Genomic DNA, 22,477 nt, shown 5'->3' on the forward strand with positions numbered 1-22,477 from the left:
CCGCTCATCGCACACCCAGCCGGCGCAGCAGGGCCAGTTGGCCGTTGGTGCGGCGGACGAAGCTCTCCACCGACTGCTTCGGCGACGGGCCGGGCGGCATGAGGCGCTGCACGGCGACCGTCTGGCTCTCGGTGTACTTGCGGATGCCCTCGGCCCCGTGGCGGCGGCCGAGGCCGCTGTCGCCCATGCCGCCCATGCCGGCCTCGATGCTGCCGGCCGCCGCGGCGGCACCGTCGTTGATGTTGACCGATCCGGAGCGGATCAGCCCGGCCATCCGCTCGGCCTCGCGGGTGTTCTTCGACCAGATCGACGCCGACAGGCCGTAGGCCCCCTGGTTGGCCAGCCTCAGAGCCTGATCGTCCGTGTCATAGGGGTACAGCGAGATGACCGGGCCGAACGTCTCCACCGCGCAGACGGCCATCTCGGGGGTGACGCCTTCGAGGATCGTCGGCTCGTAGAACAGCGGGCCGATGTCGGGCCGGGGCCGGCCGCCCGCGAGCACGGTCGCACCTTTGGCCACCGCGTCGCCGACATGGGCCTCCACCGCAGCGAGCTGTGCCGGCGAGACCAGCGACCCGATGTCCGCCGAGTAGTCGTAGGACCGTCCGAGCCGCAGCGCCTTCGTCGCCCGTACGAACTCGTCGCGGAACGCGTCGTAGACCTTCTCGTGCACGTAGGCGCGCTCGATGTGGATGCACATCTGCCCGGTGTTCGCGAAGGCGGCCACGACCGTACCGGCCGCCGCGGCGGCGATGTCGGCGTCCGCGCGCACGATGAGCGGGTTCTTCCCGCCGAGTTCGAGGGAGGAGCCGATGAGTCGCCGGGCGGCGCGCTCCGCGACGGTGCGTCCGGTGGCGGTGGACCCGGTGAAGCAGACGAAGTCGACGGTGTCGACCACGGCGGTTCCGACCACGGCGCCGTCACCCGCCACGATCTGCCACAGATCGGCGGGCAGGCCCGCCTCGTCCAGCAGGGCGCGGGTCCACAGCATGGTCAGCGCGGCCTGGGAGTCCGCCTTGGAGACAACGGCGTTGCCGGCCAGCAGCGCCGGGAGCACGTCGCCGACCCCGAGGTAGAGGGGATAGTTCCACGGAGAGACGACACCGACCACGCCCTTCGGCACCCGCAGTTCCCTGACCTTCGTCAGACCGGGCACCATCCCCCGTACACGACGGGTGGTCAGGTATTTTGCGGTGCGGCGCGCGTAGTGCCGGGCGATGGCCGCGATCTGCGCCACCTCCTGCCAGGCGTGGTACCGCGCCTTGCCGGTCTCCCACTGGATCAGGTCGAGCACCTGGCCCTGCCGTTGCAGCAGCAGGTCGTGGAAGGCGAGCACGATGCCGGCCCGGTGCGCGATCGGCGTCCGCGCCCACTCCTGCTGGGCGGCCCGGGCCGCGGCGGCCGCGGACTCGACGTCTTCCGGGGCGCACGCGGGGACGGGCGCGATCGGCGACAGATCGTAGGGCGCGAGCGCGGTCACCGGCCGGGCGGCGCCCCGTTCCGGGCGGGTCCCGTCCCGGTGCACCCACGCACACCACTGCCCGATCAGTTCGTCGCTCACCCATGCGGGGCGCGGGCTCGTCGCCGTCCGCGGCGGAGGCGCTTCGATCTTTTCCTGCTCCGTACTCATGGGGCTCCTAGGGATGCCGGACGGGTGCGGGTCGGGTGCGGGTCGGACAGGGCGGCTCTCCGCCCGTCCGCGACAGCGGCGCCGGGGGAGCCGGCGACACCGTGCGGCTGCGGTGACGTCCAGGCCGTGCAGAGGCCTTGCCGACGATGGAACGCGTCGTTATGTTAATCGAAAATCACAGCCATGAGCAACCTTGAAATCGGCTCGTATCCTGCGCTTCGGACCGGTATACGGGGCGACATCCAGCCCGCCTCGAAAGTAGGGATGTAAATGGGAAATCTCAGTAGAAGGCGCATGCTGACGCTCGGCGCCGCGCTGGGCCTGGTGAGCATGGCGGACGTGTCCCACGCATGGTCGTGGTCGTCCACGGGCTCGATCGCCGGAACCGACACGGTCACCGACCCGTTCTCGGTCTGGGACCCCACGGCCGACGAGGTGGCGGCCCGGCTCCTCGCCGACGGCACGATCCCGGCGGTCAACAGGGCCTGGGAGTCGTGGGTCGACAACAGCGACTCCCTGCCGTCCGGCATGCCGGACTACCTGACCGACTACCTCAGGCAGGTCAACCAGCTGCCGCCGTGGGCCGACTCCGCCCTCCTCGCCGCGTCCCAGAAGCTCTACAAGCGCCTGAGCAGCTACCTGTTCGTGTCCGAGAGCCTCGGCAGCGGAATCCTGAGCACCGTGATCCCGCGGGAAGCCAGAGCGGTCTACTGGTCCGCCGGCGGCGCCGACATGAAGGCCCGCGCGGCCAAGACCTTCACCTTCGGCTACGACCTGCACAGCGAGACCGCCTGGGAGCCCACGGGGCACTTCGTGGTCAGCGCCAACAAGACGCGCCTGGTGCACTCCGCGGTCCGCAACCTGCTGCCGACCTCGACGCACTTCATGGCGACCGCGGATGAGCCGAAGCCGATCAGCAACGGCGACATCCTGATCACGTTCCACTCGGTGGCCACCGTCGCGCACAACAACCTGCAGAAGTGGGGCGTCAAACTGTCGGCCGCGGAACAGGCCGCGGACCTGCACGCCTGGCAGGTCGCCCTCCACCTGCTCGGCGTGCAGGACCAGTTCATTCCCGCCGGCTGGTCCGACGCGCAGCGGCAGGCCGCCCAGATGCTGTGGCCGGTGGTCGCCCCCACGACCGAGGGCACCAGCCTGGCCAAGACGCTGCTCGGGTACGTCGAGGACCCCGTCCTGGGCCTGGACACCGGATTCGTCAGCGAGATGGTCCGCTACCTGATCGGCGACGAGTACTCCGACTGGCTCGGCCTGCCCCACGACCTGGTGTCGCGGGCGCTGATCAACGCCGCATGGCCGGCGTACGTCAAGTTCCGCGAAGGACTGTCGCCCATCGTGCCGGACGGCTTCTACCTGTTCGACCAGTTCGTGCGCGGCATCGCCATGCTGTACCTGAACAACGGCACCTCGGCGACGCAGACCCCGATCACCCTCCCCACCGCGAACCGGCCCGGCGCCTGAGCCGGCAGGCCCGCTCGCGTGACGCCCCGCGACCGGCCCGGCGGGTCGCGGGGCGCTTCCTGCCCGGCACGGAACACCCGGGCCGCCCCGAGGCCCTGACGGCCCGTCTCAGAGCCGGCACGGGCATCCGCCGCTCGGCCCGTGCCGCTCGCACCGCGCCGCTCGGCCCGTGCCGCTCGCACCGCGCCGCTCGCACCGTGCTCGCCGCCGGAGGCCATCGCGGTGGACCTCGTGCATGCCGCGGCCACGAGCTGCCGACAGGGGCCGCCCTGACGGCAGCTCAGGCGTGGACTCCCCGGCCGCAGCGACGCTCCGCGGCGATCGACCGGAGGGCACCGCTACTGCAGGCCCAGGGCGCCTACGACCAGGGCGGTGACGGCGTCCCGGTGTTCATGCGTGTCCTGCCAGTGCAGCCTGCGACCGGCCTCGACCACGACGCCGAACCCCGCATGCACCAGGACCCGGGCCTGACGCGGGTCCAACTCCGGCCGGGCGAGCCGCAGTTGCTGCTCCCATACGGCGATGTGCTCGCGCTGCGCGAGGATCAGGGGCTGCCGCAGGTCGGTCGGCAGGCCGGCGACCTCGGCTTCGGCGACGCTGGTGAGCTCGGTGTGCTCGAAGCTGTAGGCCACGTACGTCGCCGCCAGCGCGACCACGGCGTCGTGCGGGTCGGTCACCTCGTCGAGGTTCTGCTCGACCGCCTGGGCCAGCAGTCCCGCCGCCTGCAGGCAGGCGGCCACCAGGATGTCCACCTTGGTGGGGTAGTGGCGGTAGATGGCGGACGTCGTCAGCCCCACCGCCTCGGCGATCTGCCCGTTGGTGACCTTGACGAACCCGTCCCGCGCGAACAGCGGGACGGCGGCGGCCAGAATCTCCGCGCGCCGAGTGCGCGGCACCGGCTGGACGGGCAGTTCGACAGGACGTGGACCGCCGACGGACATGGCGGGGTCGGTCGTGGCCACGCGCAGGGCGCACGCCAACAGCACGTCCTCGACCCTGCGTTGGGCGATGGAGACGTGATGCATCGTGATGGACCCGATCGCCCCGAGGGCCGCCGCGGCGCGCAGCTCCGCGGCGGGCAGCTCCGCGTCGGGCAGCTCCGCGTCGGGCAGCTCCGCGTCGGGCAGCGGGGACTCGCGCCGCACCGCCTCGGTCACTCGCCCGACAACGCGCGCGAACTTCGCCCCGAGGAACCGGCGGTCCTCACGATCGAGGTACCGGGACTCCCATCGGTAGAGGCCGCCCGTTGCGCGCTGGGCCACGGTGACCTGGATGACGGCGCCGAGCACCGCCGCCAGGTCCGCCTCGGGCGGCACGTCGTCGAGCGCTGCGACGAGTCGGTCCGCCATGACGTTCGCGCACTCGGCGAACAACGCGTACTTGTTGGGGAAGTGCCGGTACAGGGCCGCCGCGCTGATGCCCACACCGGCGGCGATCTCTTCCATGGACGCCGCGTGGTAGCCGCGCTCGCTGAACACTCGTCCGGCCGCCTCGACGATGAGCTGCCTACGGTTGCGCGGTCGGGTGGCCGCGATCGGATCGGCGTTCACCGGAGGGCAGGAGTACGCGGGGACAGGGCCATGCGCGCTAGTGAATCACAAGGCGATCGAGGGCCAGAACCCACTGCGGCGCAGGTCGCGCGGCACGTGACCCCCTCTTCACTTCCCATGTGATTTTCCATTAACAAAAGGCTTCTTGACCGGCGGTGTCGCGGGCATAATGGCGCTCGGTCCCACCCCCGCCCGCCCGGAATCCGAGGAGTGGCATGTCCACCGACACGGCTCCCGCCTGGACCTTCCGTCACCACTGGATGGCACAGGCGGCCACCCACGCGATGATGCGGCCCGACAAGCCCGCGCTGCGCTATCTCGGGGGCACCACGACCTGGGCCCAGCTGTCGCGACGGTCGCTGCAACTGGCGGCCGCCCTCGCCGACCGAGGCGTACGGACGGGTGACCGGGTGGCCATGCTCACCCTGAACCACCCGTGGTTCGTGGAGAGCGTGTTCGCGGCCAACAGCCTGGGGGCCATGGCCGTCCCGCTCAGCTTCCGGCTGGCGCCGCCGGAGGTCGGCTACATCCTGGCCGACTGCACGCCTTCGGCCGTCGTGGTCGACGCGCAGCTGCTGCCGCTGCTCCAGGCCGTGCCGGCCGCCGCATCCATCGCCACGGTGATCGTCATCGGCGCGTCGGACGCGACCGAGGGGTGCACCGAGTACGAGAGCTTCCTGGCCGCGCACGAGCCGATGGAACTGCCCGACATCAGCGAGGAGTCCACCGCGCTGATCATGTACACCTCGGGCACCACCGGCCGCCCGAAGGGGGTGATGCTGTCCCACCGCAACATGCAGGTACAGGCGATCACCTGCATCCGGGCCATGGAGATCTTCGACGACTCCGACGTCGGCTTCCTGACCGCGCCCTTCTTCCACATCGCGGGCCTCGGTTCGATCGTCGCGAACTTCCTGGTCGGCGGCACGGTGGTGATCCACCCGCTCGGGGCCTTCGACCCCCGGGCCGTACTCGACGCCTATGAACGCGAGGGCGCCACCATCGTCTTCAACGTGCCGCAGCAGTGGGACCTGATCTGCGCCCAGCCCGGCATCGACCGGCGTGACCTCAAGCTGCGCGTCATCAGCTGGGGGGCCGCGCCGGCGAGCGACGCGACGCTTCGAGCCATGGCGGAGAAGTTCCCCGACGCCCTCAATGTCGCGGTGTTCGGCCAGACCGAGACCTCACCGATCACCTGCGTCCTTCGGGGTGAGGACTCGCTGCGCAAGCTCGGATCGGTCGGCCGGCCGATCCCGACCATCCAGTACCGCATCGTCGACGCCTCCATGAACGACGTCGCCGTCGGCGAAGTCGGCGAAGTCGTCTACCGAGGTCCCACCGTGACCCAGGGGTACTGGAACAAGCCCCAGGAGACCGCGGACGCCTTCCACGGAGGCTGGTTCCACTCCGGCGACCTGGTCCGGCAGGACGCAGAGGGCTTCGTCTGGGTGGCCGACCGCAAGAAGGACATGATCATCAGCGGCGGCGAGAACATCTACTGCGCCGAGTTGGAGAACGCCATCGCCGAGCACCCCTCGGTGCTGGAGGTCGCGGTGATCGGCAGGTCCGACGAGCGCTGGGGCCAGGTGCCGGTCGCGTTCGTCACGCTCGCGCCGGAGGCCGACCTGTCGCTGCCGAAGCTGACCGCCTTCCTCGACGGGAAGCTCGCCTCCTTCAAGATGCCCAAGGCCCTCGTGGTGGTTCCCCGGCTTCCCCGCAACGCCGGCGGAAAGGTCGTCAAGAGCACGCTGCGCGCCCAGGACGGCGCGCGGACACCGGGCGAGGACTGAAAGCATGCGGCGGGCCCCGTGCCGGGCCCGTTCGGAACCGCGCCGCAGGCCCGGAAGGTGACGGCCTTCCGGACCCGCGGCCCGGGTCAGCGGCGTCTCACGGCTCGTCGTGCCCCTGCCTCTTCCGCGCGCATCCTGCCTCCGGTGCCGGGGCCAGCTCCTGCACGGCGGAGCGGGGCACCCATCCGGACCGGCCGGTCCGGACGTCACGGACGCGGGCCTCGGAGCCCCGCACGTCGAGGACGACCGCTTGTTCCCCCGCGGGGAGCAACCGGCCGCCGAGCCGGACCCGGCAGACCGGGGCCGGACCGGCCAGGTGGACGGTGCCGCGCAGGTAGAAGTCGTCGACCCAGCCCTGAACGGACGCGCGGTCGACGGTGCGCACCTGGAGCAGGCTGCCGCTCACCGACAGGACCCGGGCCAGGACGCCGTCCTTCACCTGTGCGACCGGGGTCAGGTCGCCCGGCTGCCGGTACAGGGCGACCCGTGCGGTGGCGACGAGCCCGTGGTCGTCCCGCCCGCTGATCAGCACCAGTCGGCCGTCGCCGCTCAGGGTGCCGGCGGGCCGGTCCTGGGCGGTGGCGAGGAAAGCGGTCACGACGGCGGCGGCGGCCAGAGCCAGGGCGCCCACCGCCACCCGGACGGTCAGGGCTCTCACGGGCAACTCGCCGGGTTGGCGGTGCCCTTGGTGACATCGGAGGAAATGGTGCCGCACCAGGTTCCGCCGTCTGCGGCGCGGTGGAAGACCTTGTCGTACTGCGTCGAGCCGAGGGAGTACGAGTAGGTGTCGTAGACGGTCTCCACGCCCCCGACGATCTTCAGGAACCGTACGGATTCCGAGCCGGTGTTGTTGAGGAACCCGGAGGCGAAGTCCATCACCCACCGGCCGCCGGCCGGGATGGTCGTGCCCGACGGGATCTGCTTGGGCGAACCGCCGCCGCCGGCGGCGTCGTCGATGGAGTAGCCGCTGACGTCCACCGTGCTCGCGGTCGGGTTGTACAGCTCCACCCACTCGGTCCCGGAGGAGGGCGCCATCAGGAACTCGTTGACCTTCACCTGGGTGGGATCCCCGGCGCCGCCGCCGGAGCTGCCCGAGGTGGTGTACGTGCGGGTGCCCGCGTCGTAGTCGACGGTGAAGCCGGCGCCGCTGCCGCTGGTGGCCAGGTGCACGGTTCCGTTGTGGTTGAAGGTGCCGGAGTAGTCGATGGCCGCGCCGGTCGTGTCGGTGGTGTCGCAGGGGTTGTTGGCGAGGTAGATGTCCGCGCCGACGCTGCGGAAGGCGTTCAGGGTGCGGTTGCCCGGGTGCCCGTAGGAGTTGACGCCGCAGGAGATGAAGCCGACCTGCGGGTGGGTGGAGTTCACGTAGGCGTCGGAGGAGGAGTGCGAGGAGCCGTGGTGGTTGGCGCGCAGTGCGTTGACCGTGCCCATCTTCGACGCGAGCAGGCTCTCGATGTTGTTGTAGGTGTAGCCGTTGACGCTGACGGAGTACTCACCGTCGCTGTCGCCCGCGGTGGCGTAGGCGAACGGCCCCCAGGTGGTGCGCAGTGCGATCGAGTAGTCGTTCTCGCTCGGCGGGGTGGCGTCCGCGGTGTGGTCGCCGCTGACCGGGGTGGTGCCGTCGGCCTGCATGACGTCCTTGGCGTTGGCCTCGACGACGTTGGAGGCGACGCCGGTGCCGAGGTCGAGCGACGGCCAGGGACTCGCGTTGGTGATGCGCACGACCTTGCCGTCGATGTTGGCGCGGTCGGCCTGTCCCGAGGGTCCGTAGAGCCAGCAGATCCACCGCTTGGCGGTCAGGGAGGTGGTGCCCGCGTTGTGCCAGGCGGTCTCGGTGCTGGGCGCGGCGGACGTGCCGACGTCGCAGTCGCTGTCGCCGTTGGTGTCGGTCCATACGCCGCCGTCGTGATCCATCAACTGCCCGACGGTGAAGCCGAGGCCGCCGGAGGAGAGCGGGGTCAGCAGCTGGTAGAGGCCGTTGCCGTACGTGGTGGTGTCGTTGGGGTTTGCGGCGTAGCCGATGTGGTCGAGGTGCTGGTGGGAGGCCATCACGTAGTCCAGGTGCACCGGCCCGGAGGATACGCCGCATATGGAGCGTATCTCGGAGGCGACGCGCGTAGCGTTCGTGTTCGTGCCGGTGGAGTTGAACGCGGTCTCGCCGAGGTCGATGAGCAGCGTGCGGCCGGTCGGGCCCACGACGAGCTGTGAGTCGCCCTGATCGACGTCGAACCAGTAGATGTTGAGCTCACCCTGGCGCCAGGTGCCGGCGGTGGAGCAGTGCGGCGCGTCCGGCACGGTCGCGGACGCGGTGTGGGGACTCAGAAAGGCGGTGGCGACCGTGAACACGGCTGCCAGAAACAGGGGTATCAGGAGACGGGGTCTGTGCACAGGGGGATCCTCCGAAGTCCGGGTCGGCGACGCGACCGATCGCAGCGATTGCCGGAGAGTACTGTGCCCGCCAACGCCCCCGGGCAGACAAGGCGTTACTTCTGTGCGTCCATCGGGGGGAGTCGATGCGCGACGCCCCTTGTGCGCGGCACGGCCACCGCGGACGATGCTCCCGAGGCAGCACGGCTCCTGGGGCTACGAGGTGACGTGGAAGAGGTATCGCGCCTGACGGATGCCGAACGGGAACGAACCGACACACGCGCCCGGTCCGTGGCCGGCGGTCATCGGCCGTGGGCGGTGACGGCCACGGCCGGCAGGACGGCGAGGGCGAGGACGCCGCCGGTCAGGGCGAGGACCGGGTAGCCGGCGAGGTCGACGACGACGCCGGAGGCGAGGCCGCCGGTGGCGCCGGCGACGGCGATGGCGACGTCGACCGTGCCCTGGGTCCTGGCGCGGTTGGCCAGGGACACGGTGTCGGTGATGATCGCCGTGCCGGACACCAGGCCGAGGTTCCAGCCCAGGCCGAGCAGGGCGAGGGCGAGCGCGAGCAGGGCGACGGAGTCGGCGGGGGCGGTCGCCGCGACGACCCCGGCCACGAGGAGGGTGAGGCCCGAGGCGACGGCGACGGCCGGGCGGCCGTAGGCGTCGACGAGGCGGCCGGTGAGCGGTGAGGGCAGGTACATCGAGCCGACATGGATGGCGATGACCAGGCCGGAGGCGGCGGTGCCGTGGCCGTGGTCATGCATGTGCACGGGCGTCATGGTCATGATGGCGACCATGACGAGCTGGCTGACGACCATGACGAGTGCGCCGAGCACGGCCCCGCCGCGCAGCCCCTGCGGCGCCGCGGCCTCCTGGACCGCCCCCGTGGCGGCCGCCGGCTGCGCGGTGTCGAGGGTGCGGGCCAGGCGCAGCGGGTCGGGGCGCAGCCAGAGCGCCAGGACGAGGGCGCCGCAGGCGTAGGCGGCGCCGGACAGCAGGAAGGGTCCGGCCAGGCGGGGGATGCCGAGCGTCGCGGCGAGGTCGCCGGTGGGGGCGGCCAGGTTGGGGCCGACGACGCCGCCGAGGGTGGTGGCGACCAGGACGGTGGAGATGGCGCGGGCGCGGTGGGTGGGCGGGGCGAGGTCGGCGCCGGCGTAGCGGGCCTGGAGGTTGGTGGCGCTGCCCGCGCCGTAGACGAAGAGGGCGGCGAACAGCAGGGCGGGGCTGTCGAGGACGGCGGCGGTGATGACGCCCGCGCTGCCGAGCGCGCCGGTCGCGTAGCCGGCCGCGAGGCCGGGGCGGCGCCCGTGGGTCTGGGAGACGCGGCCGACGGTGATCGCGGCGACGGCGCTTCCCGCGGTGAACAGGGCGCTGGGCAGGCCGGCCAGGCCGGTGGCGCCGAGCATGTCCTGGGCGAGCAGGGCACCGACGGTGATACCGGCGGCCAGGCCCGCGCCGCTGAGGATCTGGGAGACGACCAGAACGGTGAGGGTCCGGCGCTGTGCGGCGGCGCGTATGCCGGTCGTGGACGGGGAGGCGGTGCTCGTCACGTGGTGGGCCCTTTCGCCGGGATCGGTCGCCGTCGATCGGCGCGACGGTCCCCCGGGCACCCGTGCCGGCGCTCGGGAGCAGGGACGGACGGCCGGTCGGCCGGGTGGCCGGGGCCGAAGGCTGCCCGACGGCCGGGGCGGCCCGCGCCGCACCCCGGACGGGCCGGCCCGTCGGCCGCTCTCCGAGCCGCCGGAAGGTCCTCGTTCACGCCGCGGCCCCGGTTTCGACGGGGAGTTCGGCCAGGCGCCACTCCAGCATGCCGTCGTCGAGGCGGATCGCGTGGCGGCCGCGGGCGGTCAGCAGCCGTACCGCGTCGTAGGCGAGCACGCAGTACGCGCCCCGGCAGTACACCACGATCTCCGCGCCCTCGGGCAGTTCGTCGACCCGCTCGGCCAGTTCCTCCACCGGGACGGACAGCGCGCCGGGGATGTGCCCGGCCAGGTACTCCTCCGCCGGACGCACATCGAGGACCAGGGCGTCGCCCGTCCCGACCCGGGCGAGCAGTTCCTCGCGGGTCAGCTCGGCGGCTCCGTCGTCGCCGAGGTAGGCGTCGCGGGCGGCGGGGACGGCGGTCCGGTGGGCCTCGGCGACCCTGCGCAGCAGCGCGAAGAGCCGCGCGACGTCGTCTCCGGCCAGTCGGTAGTGGATCCGTACGCCCTCCCGGCGGGTGGTGACGAATCCGGCCTGCTTGAGGATCTGGAGATGGGCCGAGGCGGTGGTCAGGTTCAGCCCGGCCGCCTTGGCCAGCGCGTCCACCGTGCGTTCGCCCTGCGCGAGCAGGTCCAGCAGTTCCAGGCGCTTTCCGCTGGCCAGCGCCTTGCCGCTGACGGCGAACGCCTCGTAGAGCTGCGCCTTCACATCGGCCTTCGTCTTCTCCGCCATGGACATCCTCCATAAATCCATGGAATATCGTAGGGGAGGACGGGTGCAGACGCCAGAGCACTCACGCCCCTCCCCGACCGGGCCACCGCCCCGGCCCCGACCTGGAGCACGGACCATGACCACACCCGCCCCCGCCCCGCCCGCCCCGCCCGGCTCGATACGCCTGGGCCTGCGGGCCAACCTGACCCAGTTCGTGCTGCTGGTCGCCGTCAACGCCCTGGTCGGCGGTGAACTGGGCCAGGAGCGCACGGTCGTGCCGCTGCTGGCCGACCGGGTCTTCCACCTGTCGGCCTACACCGCCGCGCTGACGTACATCGTGGCGTTCGGGGCCACCAAGGCGGCGACCAACTTCTTCGCCGGAACGCTCTCCGACCGGTTCGGCCGCAAGCCGGTTCTGGTGGCCGGCTGGCTGGTCGGAGTCCCCGTACCGCTGCTGCTGATCTGGGCGCCCTCCTGGGGCTGGGTGGTCTTCGCCAACATCCTGCTGGGCGTCAACCAGGGCCTCACCTGGTCCACCACCGTCATCATGAAGATCGACCTCGTCGGCCCGTCGCGCCGGGGCCTGGCCATGGGCCTCAACGAGGCCGCCGGCTACGGCGCGGTGGCGGTCACCGCGATGGCCACCGGGGCCGTGGCCGCCCACTCCGGACTGCGGCCCCAGCCGTTCTTCCTCGGCATCGCCTACGCGGCCCTGGGCCTCGGCCTGTCCGTGCTCGCGGTCCGGGAGACCCGCGACCACGCGCGCGCCGAGGCCGCCCTCCACCCGGCCCCCAGGAACCCGGAGCACCACGGGGAGCTGACCACGGGCCGGATCGCCCGGATCACGAGCCTCGACGACAAGGCGCTCTCGTCCGCGAGCTGGGCGGGCATGGTCAACAACCTCAACGACGCGCTCGCCTGGGGCGTCTTCCCGCTGCTGTACGCCGCGCACGGCCTGTCCGTCGCCCGGATCGGCCTGCTCGCCGCCCTGTACCCCGCCGTCTGGGGCGCCGGGCAGCTGCTGACCGGCTGGTGGTCCGACCATGTCGGGCGCAAGCACCTGATCAGCGCCGGCATGCTGCTCCAGGCGGTCGCCATCGGCCTGGTCGCCGTCGGCACCGCCTTCCCCGTCTGGGCGGCCGCCCAGATCCTCCTCGGTGCCGGCACCGCCATGGTCTACCCGACCCTGCTCGCCGTGATCGGCGATGTCGCCCACCCGGCCTGGCGGGCCCGCGCGGTCGGCGTCTACCGTCTGTGGCGCGACGGCGGCTTCGCGGTCGGCGCCCTGCTGGCCGGGGCCCTCGCCGACGCCTACGGCGTCATCACGGCCATCTGGGCCGTGGCCGCGCTCACCGCCGCGGCCGGCGTGGTGGTGGCGGTGCGCATGTACGAGACCCGTCCGCGGCCGGCCACGCCGCGCTGACGCCGGGTTCGGCGGGCCCTGTGGCGATGGGGCGCGGGCCGGTGGTGGTGCACGGCGGCCGTGCCGCGGCGGCCGGGTCCGGCGACGGTGAACCGGAGCGGTGCGGCGGGCGGTGCGTTCAGCCCGACGTCGAGCACCTGGCGCCGTTCACGGTGAAGTCGCGCGGCGCCGTATTGCGGCCGTGCCACGAAGAGAGGAAGCCGACGGAGAACGTGCCGTTCGCCGCCACCCGCTTGTTGTAGTCGGCGGCCTTCGCGGTGACCTCGGACCCGTCCTGGGCGTACGTGCCGTCCCACATCTGGGTGATGCGCTGGCCGTCGGCGAACGTCCAGCCGATGCGCCAGTCGTCGAGGGTGGTGGTCGAGGTGACGGTCACGGTGGCCTGGAAGCCGTCCGGCCACTCGTCGACCACCTCGTACCTGGCCCGGCACGTCGACGGTGCCCGGGTGCCCGGGTACGACGCGGACGGCGGGTCGGCCATGGGACTGGTCGACTTGCCCTGCGGCTCCGTGTCGCGGTCTGCGCTCTTCGCCCCGGTGCCGGAGGTCGCCGAGGGTGCGTGGGAGGCGCCACCGGCGCCGCCGTTGCCGGAGGGTGAGCCGAGGGACGGCAGGGGCGGCAGGGACGGCGTCGGGTCCGCGACCGGCCGGCGGTCCGTCGAGTCGCCGGCCGCGGAGGTCCGGGTCTGCGAGGTGCCGAGCTGCATCAGCGAGACCGTCAGTGCCAGCGCGGACACGATGACCGCGCCGGCGAGGATTCCGGCCCGGCCCACCCGGGGCCGCGCCGCCGTGCCCACCGTGACGCCCCGGTCGCTGCCCGCGTCCGTGCGTCCGCCGGTGAGCCCCGCCTCCGCGGCCCGCCGCCGCCGCTCCAGATAGGCGAGGCCGCCCCACCCGAGGACTCCGCCCGCCAGCGCGGCGGGTGTCCCCCCGCCGTGCAGTCGCAGGCATGCCGCCGCCTCCGCGCACTCCACGCAGGTGGCGAGGTGCCGCGAGAGGTCCTCCGGCGTCTCGGCGGCCGGCGAGCGGGTGACCGCGTCCAGGAGCCGGGCATAGCTGCGGCATGCGGCGTCCATGGGCGTGTCGAGGTGGTTGCGTTGGCAACGGTCCCGGAACAGCGCCCGCACCTGACCGAGCTCCTCGGGTGCGGTCGCCGGGTCCAGGCCGAGCCGGCGGGCCACCTCGGGCAGCGGGAGCGCCTCCACTTCCACCAGCCACAGCAGTGCCGCGTCCGCCTCCTGCATGTCCTTGAGCCCGCGCAGGGCCAAGGGGCGCCGCAGGGGCGGTCCCGTGTACCGCGCGGCGTTCTCGGAGTTGAGCCACAGTCGCAGATCCGGGTCGAGCCGGTGCCCCTTGCCCTCGGCCTCCCATGCCGCCGCCGTGGTGCGCACGGCGGTCAGCAGCAGCGGTATCCGGGGCAGCCGCGCGATGCGGCGCCCGCCGGCCCTCGCCTGCGCCTCGGCCGCGCGCGCCTCATGGATGCCGTGGGCGAACGCCTCGGTGGCCAGGTGCCGGCCGGCGACCGAGCCGGAGGTGCACAGGTCGGCGTACGACAGGACGGCGTCCCAGCACTCCGAGAACAGTGCGGCCTCGGCGGCGTCCTGGGGGGTGGGAAGGTCGGGCATGAGGGCTCCTGCTTCCGCTGCTTCCACAGGCAAAGCCAACTCCCCGGAGATACAGGAGAGTTGACGGCGTCTCACGACAGGCCCAGAGCCTTTCACGGTTCTCACACAACTGACAAGCGGCGTATTCAATTACCGTTACCGCATGGTCGCGCTCTGTTGAGTTGTACGGATCGCGCGCCCCTTGTGCTCACTCAGCGGGGCACACGACGTTCGTGTTACACCCGGGACGCCTGTGACGGCTGCCCCGCCCCTTCCTCTCCCCCGTCGTCCGCGGGGAGGCTGTCCATGAAGGAGCTGACGGAGAACACCGCGCGGCCGGGGCCGGGCGGGCCGTAGCCGGGGGGCGAGGAGAGACCGAAGTCGTCCATCGTGGCGCGGTACGCCTCCAGCAGCCGGATGTGGTACTCCAGCGGCGCGCCCTGCGGGTTGGCCTTGCCGAGCGGGGTGGTGGGCTCCGGGCACCAGGTGGTGAAACGCGGCGTGATGCCGTGCGACATGAAGAAGCGCAGGCCCTCGGTGGTGGAGGCGATCGCCTCGTCGACGGTGGTGAAGCCGAAGGGCTCGGCCATCTCGACGCCCGCGACGAAGTTGGGGATCACGTTGCGCGCGCCGAAGACGTCCGCCGAGTCGAGAATGCGCCGGTGCCACTCGTCCCGGCCGACGTACCGCTCCTTGCCGGGGCAGTACAGCTCGAACAGCCGCCGGTCCCACACCTCGAAGTTGGGGTGGTAGATCTGCACCCCGTAGTCCTTGAACCGCCGCACGTCGTCCTTCGGCAGCGCCTGCGCGACCACCTTGCCGATCCAGCGGCCCGGGAAGCGCTCCTCGATGGCCTTGGCGTAGTGCCCGTAGAAGTCGGCCTCGTCGCGGCCCGCGACCTTCGAGGTGACGGCACCGCCGGTGAGGGTGTAGGCGGTGGACGCCTTCGCGGTGTCGTACCGGTCGATGATCTCCAGCGCCTCGAGGACCTCCGCCACGTCCTTCACACCGGTGTAGGGCCGTCCGGCCGCCTTGTGCTGGCGCCAGTTGTGGTTGATGTCGCAGTACTGGCACTCCTCCTTGGCGCCGAAGTACTGGCAGACGCGGAAGACGGTGAGGTAGATCAGGTAGCCCCACTGGATGGTCGGGGCGACCTCCATCACCGACTTCCCGTTGGAGAGGGTGTGCCGGTAGTACTCGGGCATGGGCGGCACGCCGACGTCGGCGATCCGCCGCCCGTCGAGGTAGAGCCCGAGCAGTCCCTCGTCGTCGGCGGCCACCCGGTAGGGCGAGGACGGGTTCACGCGCACCGAGACGACGGTCCGGCGCAGGTCGTACGGGCCGCCGGTGAGGATGATCTCCTCGGGCGGGCGCCGCAGGGCCGCCTCGCCCAGCTCGGGCAGGGTGCCGTGGTCGAAGGAGAAGATGAAGTACGACTTCGGCTTGACCTCGCCGCCCTCGTTGTCGCTCAGCGCCGAGGGGTCGAAGGCCACACCGCCCCGCAGCAGGTCCTCCTTGAAGACGGCCTCCCGCGGCACATGCGGGAACCGCTGCATCAGATCCTCGACCAACGCGGTGCGGCCGTCACCCATCCCGTTCTCCTCGCTCCCTGCGTACGCGTTCGACTCCTCACCGTATGCCCCCGCCCGGCCGTCAGCCGTGCCGGGTCCCCGCGCGGCGCGCTATGTGCTCGGGCGGCAGGATGCCCGGCGCCAGCAGGGGGTCGGGCTCGGGAGCTCCCCACGTGGCGGTGAGCGGCAGGGTCCCGGCCCAGACGCCCGACCCGGCGTCGGGCCCGTCGCCGTCGTCGGGGGCGCCGGCCCGGATCTTGACCGACGCCTCCTCGAGGGACAGGGCGAGCAGGGTGGTGGCGGCCAGTTCCTTCCGGTCGGGCCGCCGGGCGTACGACCACTGCCCCGGCGTCGCGTGCTCGGTGAGCCGCCGCAGCCCCGCCAGCTTCTCGTCGGGGTCGGTGACCTTGTGGGCGGTGCCGTGGATGATCGCGCTGCGGTAGTTCACACCGTGCTCGAAGACCGAGCGCGCGAGGACCAGCCCGTCGACGTGCGTGACGGTGACGCACACGGGGGTGCCGCCCGCGAGGCTGCGGCTGGCCACCGAGCCGTGCAGGTACAGCCGCCGCTCGTCCCGGCCGTACACCGTGGGCACCACCAGCGGCCGCCCCTCGACGATCACCCCGAGGTGGCAGACGAAGCCCGCGTCGAGGATCGCTTCGAGATCGGCCCGCCGCAGGCTGCCCTGCTCGCGCAGGCGGCGGTGCCGGGTGAGCCCGGTCTGCGGCAGGACGGACGGGAGTGGATGCTGGACCATGAGTGCCGAGACTACCGATATCGCAGGATCGGCGACAGATATTTGCGCAATCAGCATGATCCGCTTGGCTCTCAGACGGAATCCGCACCTATGGTCGTCGTCGGGGTAGGTTCCCGTGGAGGGCGTGGCCCTCGGCGCCACGGGGAGGGACAACAGCGATGACGGAGCCGGTCACCAACTGGGCGGGCAACATCACCTACACCGCCGGGGAACTGCACCGCCCCCGCTCGCTCGACGCGCTCCGCTCGCTCGTCGCGGACAGCGCGGCCGTGCGGGTGCTCGGCAGCGGGCACTCGTTCAACGAGATCGCCGAGCCCGGCCCCGAGGGCGTCCTGCTCTCGCTGTCCGCGCTGCCTGCCGGGGTGGACGTGGACACCGCGGCCCGCACGGTACGGGTCGGCGGCGGCGTCCGGTACGCCGAACTCGCCCGGGTGGTGCACGAGCACGGCCTCGCCCTGCACAACATGGCCTCGCTGCCGCACATCTCGGTGGCCGGCTCGGTGGCCACGGGCACGCACGGCTCGGGCGTCACCAACGGCTCGCTGGCCTCGGCCGTGCGCGAGGTGGAACTGGTGACCGCGGACGGCTCGGTGCTCAGGATCGCCCGGGGCGAGGACCGCTTCGACGGCGCCGTGACCGCGCTCGGCGCCCTCGGCGTGGTCACCGCACTCACCCTCGACCTGGAGCCCGATTTCACGGTCGAGCAGTATGTGTTCACCGAACTCCCCCTGGAGGGGCTGGACTTCGAGACGGTGGCGGCGACGGCCTACAGCGTGAGCCTGTTCACCGACTGGCGCGCGCCGGGCTTCGGACAGGTGTGGCTCAAGCGCCGCACCGACCAGCCGCTGCCGGACTTCCCGTGGGCCGCGCCCGCCACCGAGGCGCTGCACCCGGTGCCGGGCATGCCCGCGGTCAACTGCACCCCGCAGTTCGGCGTCCCGGGGCCCTGGCACGAGCGGCTCCCGCACTTCCGGGCGGAGTTCACGCCGAGCAGCGGCGCCGAGCTGCAGTCGGAGTACCTGCTGCCGCGGCCGTTCGCCCTCGACGCGCTGCACGCCCTCGACGCGATCCGCGCGACGGTGGCACCCGTGCTGCAGACCTGCGAGGTGCGGACGGTCGCCGCGGACACCCAGTGGCTGAGCCCGGCGTACGGCAGGGACACGGTGGCGCTGCACTTCACCTGGATCGCGGACACGGCCGCCGTGCTGCCCGTGGTGCGGCGGGTCGAGGAGGCCCTCGACCGCTTCGGGGCCCGGCCGCACTGGGGCAAGGTGTTCACGATGCCGGCCGAGGTGCTCCGCGAGCGCTGTCCCAAGCTCGGCGACTTCGCGGCGCTGGCGCGGGAGCTGGATCCCGCGGGCACGTTCCGGAACGCCTTCGTGGACGGGATCGTGGGATGACGGACCTCGAAGCCCCCCTCCCCGACTTCGTAGACCCCCTTTCCCAACCCTTGTTGAAAGCCCCTTCACCGTCATAGGCTCACGCCGCACCGAGGCACGGGGCCTCGCCATGGCCTGGAGGGAGGCGCGGACCGTGCCGGTGAAGCGCACCTCACGCGACATTCGCACCGCGAACCGCTACGGGGTGCTGCGACAGATCATCGCCCACTCGCCCACGTCCCGGCAGGAACTGGCGGCCGCGACCGGGCTGAGCCTGGCCACGGTCGCCACACTCGTCGGCGAGCTGCTCGACCTCGGCATGCTGACCGAGGTCGGCTTCGAGGACTCCGCGGGCGGCCGCCCGCGTGGTCTGGTCGCCGTCGACGCGCCGGGCGGCGCGCTGATCGGCGTCGACATCGCGGAGACGTACGTGCGGGTCGAGCTGTTCGACCTCGCGCTGACCGTGCTCGCCCGCGCCGACGAGGACATGCGCCCCGGCGAGAACCGCCCCGAGCAGGTCGTCGCCCATGTCACCGCGGCCGTCGGCTCGGTGGTCACCCAGGCAGGTGTGGAGGGCGCCCGCGTCCTGGGCGTCGGCGTCAGCGTGCCCGGCCAGGTGGACCGCGCCCGGGGTGTCAGCGAGTACGCCCCGAACTGGGACTGGCACGACGTGCCGCTGCTCGACCTGCTCGCCGAGCACATCGCCTACCCGCTGTACCTGGACAACCCGCTGCGCGCCTGCGCGGTCGCCGAGCTGTGGTTCGGCGCGGCCCGCGGGCGGGAGGACGCGGTGGTCGTCAATCTGGGCACCGGGGTCGGCGCCGGCCTCGCGCTGGGCGGCGGGCTGCACCGCGGTGTCAGCAACAGCGCCGGCGAATGGGGGCACACCACCCTCGTGCTGGACGGACGGCTGTGCCACTGCGGCAACCACGGCTGCGTGGAGACGTACGTCGGGGCGCCCGGCATCATGCAGAACCTGCGGGAGCTGAGCCCGCGCAGTGCCCTGCTGCACCCCGAGGACCAGACCGCCACGATCGACGCGCTGGCACGCGGGGCCGCCGCGCGGGACCCGGTCGCGCTGAAGGTCGTCCGGGAAACCGCCCGCTACCTGGGGGCCGGGATCGCCGACCTGGTCAACCTGCTCAACCCCGAAGTGGTCGTGCTCAGCAGCTGGGTCGCGGCCGCGCTCGGCGAACCACTGCTGGCCGAGGTGCGCGAGGCCGTGGGCCGGCACGCGCTGAGACGGCCGTTCGCCGCCACCGAGATCGTCCTGTCCCCCATCCCCACCGACCCGGTGTGCCTCGGAGCCGCGACCTTCGCCCTGGAGGGCGCGCTCCGGCAGGTCAACCAGAGTCCCGCCGCCCGCTCCCACCCCGCGAGGAGCCGTACCGCACCGCTTCCGTGACGCCGGAAGGACGCACCGGTTCAGCCGCGGCGGCGGCCCGCACGCCCGCGGCGTCCGGTGTCCCGCGCCCGGTACGGCGTTTCGCACCGAACCACGTTTCCCGCCGACTTCGTCCAACCCCTTGCCGAAGCCCTGGTCGAAGGGTGGCGTCCGGCACCGCAGCCGCCTTTTGGCACTGGCCGGTGCAGGGGATCTCGCACCGACCGGAATCACAGGCCGAACTAGGAGACCGATGTCTTTTCGCACCCCCACGGCCGTCGACTACGTCGAGGACGTCTCACCGGGCAGCGGGACGCTGCCGCCGCGCGCCCGGTACGCGTCCTCGGACGCCGCATCCCTTTCCCTGAACGGCAGTTGGCGCTTCCGGGTGTCGGCGACCGCCGACGCCGAGGACGGCTCGTTCGCCGAACCCGGATACGACGCGGGAGACTGGGCGGACGTCTCGGTCCCCGGCCACTGGGCCCTCCAGGGCCACGGCTCCCCCATCTACACCAACCACCTCTACCCGTTCCCGGTCGACCCGCCCCATGTGCCGACCGAGAACCCGACCGGTGACCATCTGCGCACCTTCGACCTGCCGTCCGACTGGCCGTCGGACGGCGGGGCGGTACTGCGCTTCGACGGCGTCGAGTCCTGCGCCCGCGTCTGGCTGAACGGCACGGACCTCGGCGTGTTCAAGGGCTCGCGGCTGCCGCACGAGTTCGCGGTCGGGCACCTGCTCCGGCCGGCCGGCAACGTGCTCGCCGTCCGGGTCCACCAGTGGTCCGCGGGCTCGTACCTGGAGGACCAGGACCAGTGGTGGCTGCCCGGCATCTTCCGGGACGTCGCGCTGCTGCACCGCCCGGCGGGCGGCGTCCTCGACTTCTTCGTGCACGCCTCCTACGACCACCTCACCGGCGAGGGCACGCTCCGGGTCGACTCGGACGTGGACGGCCGGGTCACCGTGCCCGCCCTCGACATCGATGCCGCCACCGGCGAGTCCGTGACGGTCCGCGTCGAGCCGTGGACCGCGGAGACCCCGAGGCTGTACGACGGCGTGCTCGCCACCGAGGGCGAGCGGGTGCCGCTGCGGATCGGCTTCCGCACGGTCGTCCTCCGGGACGGCCTGATCGAGGTCAACGGGCGGCCCGTGCTGTTCAAGGGCGTCAACCGGCACGAGTGGCACCCGGAGCGGGGCCGGGCCCTCGACCCGGCGACCATGCGCGAGGACGTGCTGCTGATGAAGCGGCACAACGTCAACGCCGTGCGTACCTCGCACTATCCGCCCCATCCGGCCTTCCTCGACCTGTGCGACGAACTGGGCCTGTGGGTCGTCGACGAGTGCGACCTGGAGACCCACGGCTTCGTCGAGCAGGGCTGGCGCGACAACCCGGTCGACGACGACCGCTGGACCCCCGCGCTCCTCGACCGCGCCGCCCGCATGGTGGAACGCGACAAGAACCACGCGTCGGTCGTCATCTGGTCGCTGGGCAACGAGGCCGGCACGGGGCGGGGCCTGACCGCGATGGCCGAGTGGATCCACGCCCGGGACCCCTCCCGGCTGGTGCACTACGAGGGCGACCCCACCTGCCGTGACACGGACATGTACTCGCGCATGTACGCGTTCCACGAGGAGGTCGAGCGGATCGGCCGGGGCCTGGACGGCGGCACCCGCAGGCGCCGCGGGCTCCCCCTCGTCCTGTGCGAGTACGGGCACGCCATGGGCAACGGCCCCGGAGGCATCGCCGACTACCAGCGGCTCTTCGAGACCTACGACCGCCTCCAGGGCGGCTTCATCTGGGAGTGGATCGACCACGGCATCAAGGACGAGCGGTACGGCTTCGCCTACGGCGGCGACTTCGGGGAGGAGCTGCACGACGGGAACTTCGTCTGCGACGGGCTGCTCCTCCCCGACCGCAGTCCCTCTCCGGGCCTGGTCGAGTACAAGAAGGTGATCGAGCCCGTCCGCATCGAGGGCGCCGGCGGCGGCACGGTGCGGATCCGCAACGCCCACGACTTCGCGGACCTGTCGGCCCTGGCCTTCACCTGGGCGTACCAGGTCGACGGCGAGACCGTGGCGTCGGGCACGCTGCGGGTGCCCGCCCTGGGGGCCGGGGAGTCGGCGGACGTGAAGCTGCCGGAGCCGCCCGGCGGGGCGGACGGTGAGGCGTGGTGGACGGTACGGGCGCTGCTGGCGGCGGACACCGCGTGGGGACCGAAGGACCACCAGGTGGCGTGGGGTCAGTTCCCCGTCACCGAGCGGGCGCCGGTCGGGGCGGCCACCGGTGCGGCCCCCGAGCACACGGACGGCCGGATCACCCTGGGACCGGCGTCCTTCGACGCCCGCACGGGAGCGCTGCGCACCGTGGGCGGCGTGGACGTGACCGGCCTGCGCCTGGACGTGTGGCGGGCGCCCACCGACAACGACGAGGGCGCCGCGTGGCAGTCGGATCCGCGCCACGGCCTGCTGTGGCGCAAGCTCGGCCTGCACCGCGTGCGCCACCGCCTGGACGCCGTGGAGGTGGGCGACGACGCGCTGACCGTGCGGACCCGGGTGGCCCCGGCCGCCCGGGACGTGGCCCTCGCCACGGTGTACCGCTGGACGTCCGACGGCGGTCGGCTGCGGCTGACCGTGTCCGTGCGGCCGGAGGGTGACTGGACGGTGCCGCTGCCGCGGCTCGGGATCCGGTTCGGGCTGTCCGGTGCGGCCGACCGCGTGCGGTGGTTCGGCGGCGGCCCCGGCGAGGCGTACCCGGACACCAGGTCGGCCGCGGAGCTGGGCCGTTGGGAGTCCACCGTCGACGCGCTGCAGACGCCGTACGTCCGCCCGCAGGAGAACGGCGCCCGTGCCGACGTCCGCTGGGCGGAGATCGGCGGCCTGAGGATCGAGGGCGACCCCGAGTTCTGGTTCAGCGCGCGCCGCTGGACCACCGAGCAGTTGGACGCCGCGCGGCACCTCACCGACCTCACGCCGGGCGACACCGTGTGGGTCAACCTCGACCACGGCCAGCACGGCATCGGCTCCCAGTCGTGCGGCCCGGGCCCGCTGCCGCGGTACTTCCTGCGGGCGGAGCCCGCGGAGTTCTCCTTCGTGTTCTCGGAGACCGGCTGACCACCACGGCCCGCCGGCCG

Annotated in this window: 15 protein-coding genes; 6 read left to right on the forward strand and 9 right to left on the reverse strand. The window is 72.5% G+C overall.

What is annotated here, in order from left to right; translation table 11 throughout:
- Positions 1–4 precede the first annotated feature (4 nt).
- Positions 5–1,630, reverse strand: a complete 1,626-nt coding sequence (locus ACFYMU_RS03865; protein WP_388367364.1) for a succinic semialdehyde dehydrogenase — start codon at positions 1,628–1,630, stop codon at positions 5–7.
- A gap of 270 nt (positions 1,631–1,900) precedes the next feature.
- Here ACFYMU_RS03865 and ACFYMU_RS03870 point away from each other — a divergent pair, with 270 nt between their 5' ends.
- The gene (locus tag ACFYMU_RS03870; protein ID WP_388367366.1) at positions 1,901–3,109 is read left to right on the forward strand and encodes an oxygenase MpaB family protein; all 1,209 of its coding nucleotides are present in this window, start codon (positions 1,901–1,903) and stop codon (positions 3,107–3,109) included.
- A 338-nt stretch (positions 3,110–3,447) separates the two neighbouring features.
- Here ACFYMU_RS03870 and ACFYMU_RS03875 read toward each other — a convergent pair whose 3' ends face one another.
- Positions 3,448–4,659, reverse strand: a complete 1,212-nt coding sequence (locus ACFYMU_RS03875) for a TetR/AcrR family transcriptional regulator (RefSeq protein ID WP_388367368.1) — start codon at positions 4,657–4,659, stop codon at positions 3,448–3,450.
- 215 nt (positions 4,660–4,874) lie between these two features.
- Here ACFYMU_RS03875 and ACFYMU_RS03880 point away from each other — a divergent pair, with 215 nt between their 5' ends.
- Positions 4,875–6,449: a long-chain-fatty-acid--CoA ligase gene (locus ACFYMU_RS03880; RefSeq protein ID WP_388367370.1), complete on the forward strand. Its 1,575-nt coding sequence runs from the start codon at positions 4,875–4,877 to the stop codon at positions 6,447–6,449.
- Positions 6,450–6,546: 97 nt separating this feature from the next.
- Here ACFYMU_RS03880 and ACFYMU_RS03885 read toward each other — a convergent pair whose 3' ends face one another.
- The 4 genes from ACFYMU_RS03885 to ACFYMU_RS03900 form a co-directional block, all read right to left on the reverse strand.
- Entirely contained in the window at positions 6,547–7,107 is a 561-nt protein-coding gene (locus ACFYMU_RS03885; protein ID WP_388367372.1) for a hypothetical protein, read from the reverse strand.
- Positions 7,104–8,834 (reverse strand): lamin tail domain-containing protein, encoded by a 1,731-nt coding sequence (locus ACFYMU_RS03890; RefSeq protein WP_388367373.1) that lies wholly within the window; start codon positions 8,832–8,834, stop codon positions 7,104–7,106. Before ACFYMU_RS03890 ends, ACFYMU_RS03885 begins: the two co-directional genes overlap by 4 nt.
- 281 nt (positions 8,835–9,115) lie before the next feature.
- Positions 9,116–10,366 carry an MFS transporter gene (locus ACFYMU_RS03895; protein ID WP_388367375.1) on the reverse strand — a complete coding sequence of 417 codons (1,251 nt, stop codon included), beginning with the start codon at positions 10,364–10,366 and terminating at the stop codon, positions 9,116–9,118.
- Between the two features lie 205 nt (positions 10,367–10,571).
- The gene (locus tag ACFYMU_RS03900; protein WP_388367377.1) at positions 10,572–11,249 is read right to left on the reverse strand and encodes an ArsR/SmtB family transcription factor; all 678 of its coding nucleotides are present in this window, start codon (positions 11,247–11,249) and stop codon (positions 10,572–10,574) included.
- Between the two features lie 115 nt (positions 11,250–11,364).
- Here ACFYMU_RS03900 and ACFYMU_RS03905 point away from each other — a divergent pair, with 115 nt between their 5' ends.
- Entirely contained in the window at positions 11,365–12,651 is a 1,287-nt protein-coding gene (locus tag ACFYMU_RS03905; protein WP_388367379.1) for an MFS transporter, read from the forward strand.
- A 118-nt stretch (positions 12,652–12,769) separates the two neighbouring features.
- Here the strand turns inward: ACFYMU_RS03905 and ACFYMU_RS03910 are convergent, their stop codons facing one another.
- The 3 genes from ACFYMU_RS03910 to ACFYMU_RS03920 form a co-directional block, all read right to left on the reverse strand.
- The gene (locus tag ACFYMU_RS03910; protein WP_388367381.1) at positions 12,770–14,275 is read right to left on the reverse strand and encodes a cellulose binding domain-containing protein; all 1,506 of its coding nucleotides are present in this window, start codon (positions 14,273–14,275) and stop codon (positions 12,770–12,772) included.
- Positions 14,276–14,490: 215 nt separating this feature from the next.
- The gene (locus ACFYMU_RS03915) at positions 14,491–15,846 is read right to left on the reverse strand and encodes a radical SAM protein (protein WP_388367383.1); all 1,356 of its coding nucleotides are present in this window, start codon (positions 15,844–15,846) and stop codon (positions 14,491–14,493) included.
- A 61-nt stretch (positions 15,847–15,907) separates the two neighbouring features.
- Positions 15,908–16,582, reverse strand: a complete 675-nt coding sequence (locus ACFYMU_RS03920) for a pyridoxamine 5'-phosphate oxidase family protein (protein WP_388367384.1) — start codon at positions 16,580–16,582, stop codon at positions 15,908–15,910.
- Between the two features lie 158 nt (positions 16,583–16,740).
- Between ACFYMU_RS03920 and ACFYMU_RS03925 the strand changes: the two genes are divergently transcribed.
- The 3 genes from ACFYMU_RS03925 to ACFYMU_RS03935 all read left to right on the forward strand — a co-directional run bounded on the left by ACFYMU_RS03925 (position 16,741) and on the right by ACFYMU_RS03935 (position 22,457).
- Positions 16,741–17,982 carry an FAD-binding protein gene (locus ACFYMU_RS03925; protein ID WP_388367386.1) on the forward strand — a complete coding sequence of 414 codons (1,242 nt, stop codon included), beginning with the start codon at positions 16,741–16,743 and terminating at the stop codon, positions 17,980–17,982.
- A 109-nt stretch (positions 17,983–18,091) separates the two neighbouring features.
- Positions 18,092–19,366 (forward strand): ROK family transcriptional regulator, encoded by a 1,275-nt coding sequence (locus ACFYMU_RS03930; protein WP_388367388.1) that lies wholly within the window; start codon positions 18,092–18,094, stop codon positions 19,364–19,366.
- A gap of 232 nt (positions 19,367–19,598) precedes the next feature.
- The gene (locus tag ACFYMU_RS03935) at positions 19,599–22,457 is read left to right on the forward strand and encodes a glycoside hydrolase family 2 TIM barrel-domain containing protein (RefSeq protein ID WP_388367390.1); all 2,859 of its coding nucleotides are present in this window, start codon (positions 19,599–19,601) and stop codon (positions 22,455–22,457) included.
- The last annotated feature ends 20 nt before the right edge of the window (positions 22,458–22,477 follow it).

Source organism: Streptomyces sp. NPDC007264 (genome assembly GCF_042869095.1).
Lineage (GTDB): Bacteria > Actinomycetota > Actinomycetes > Streptomycetales > Streptomycetaceae > Streptomyces.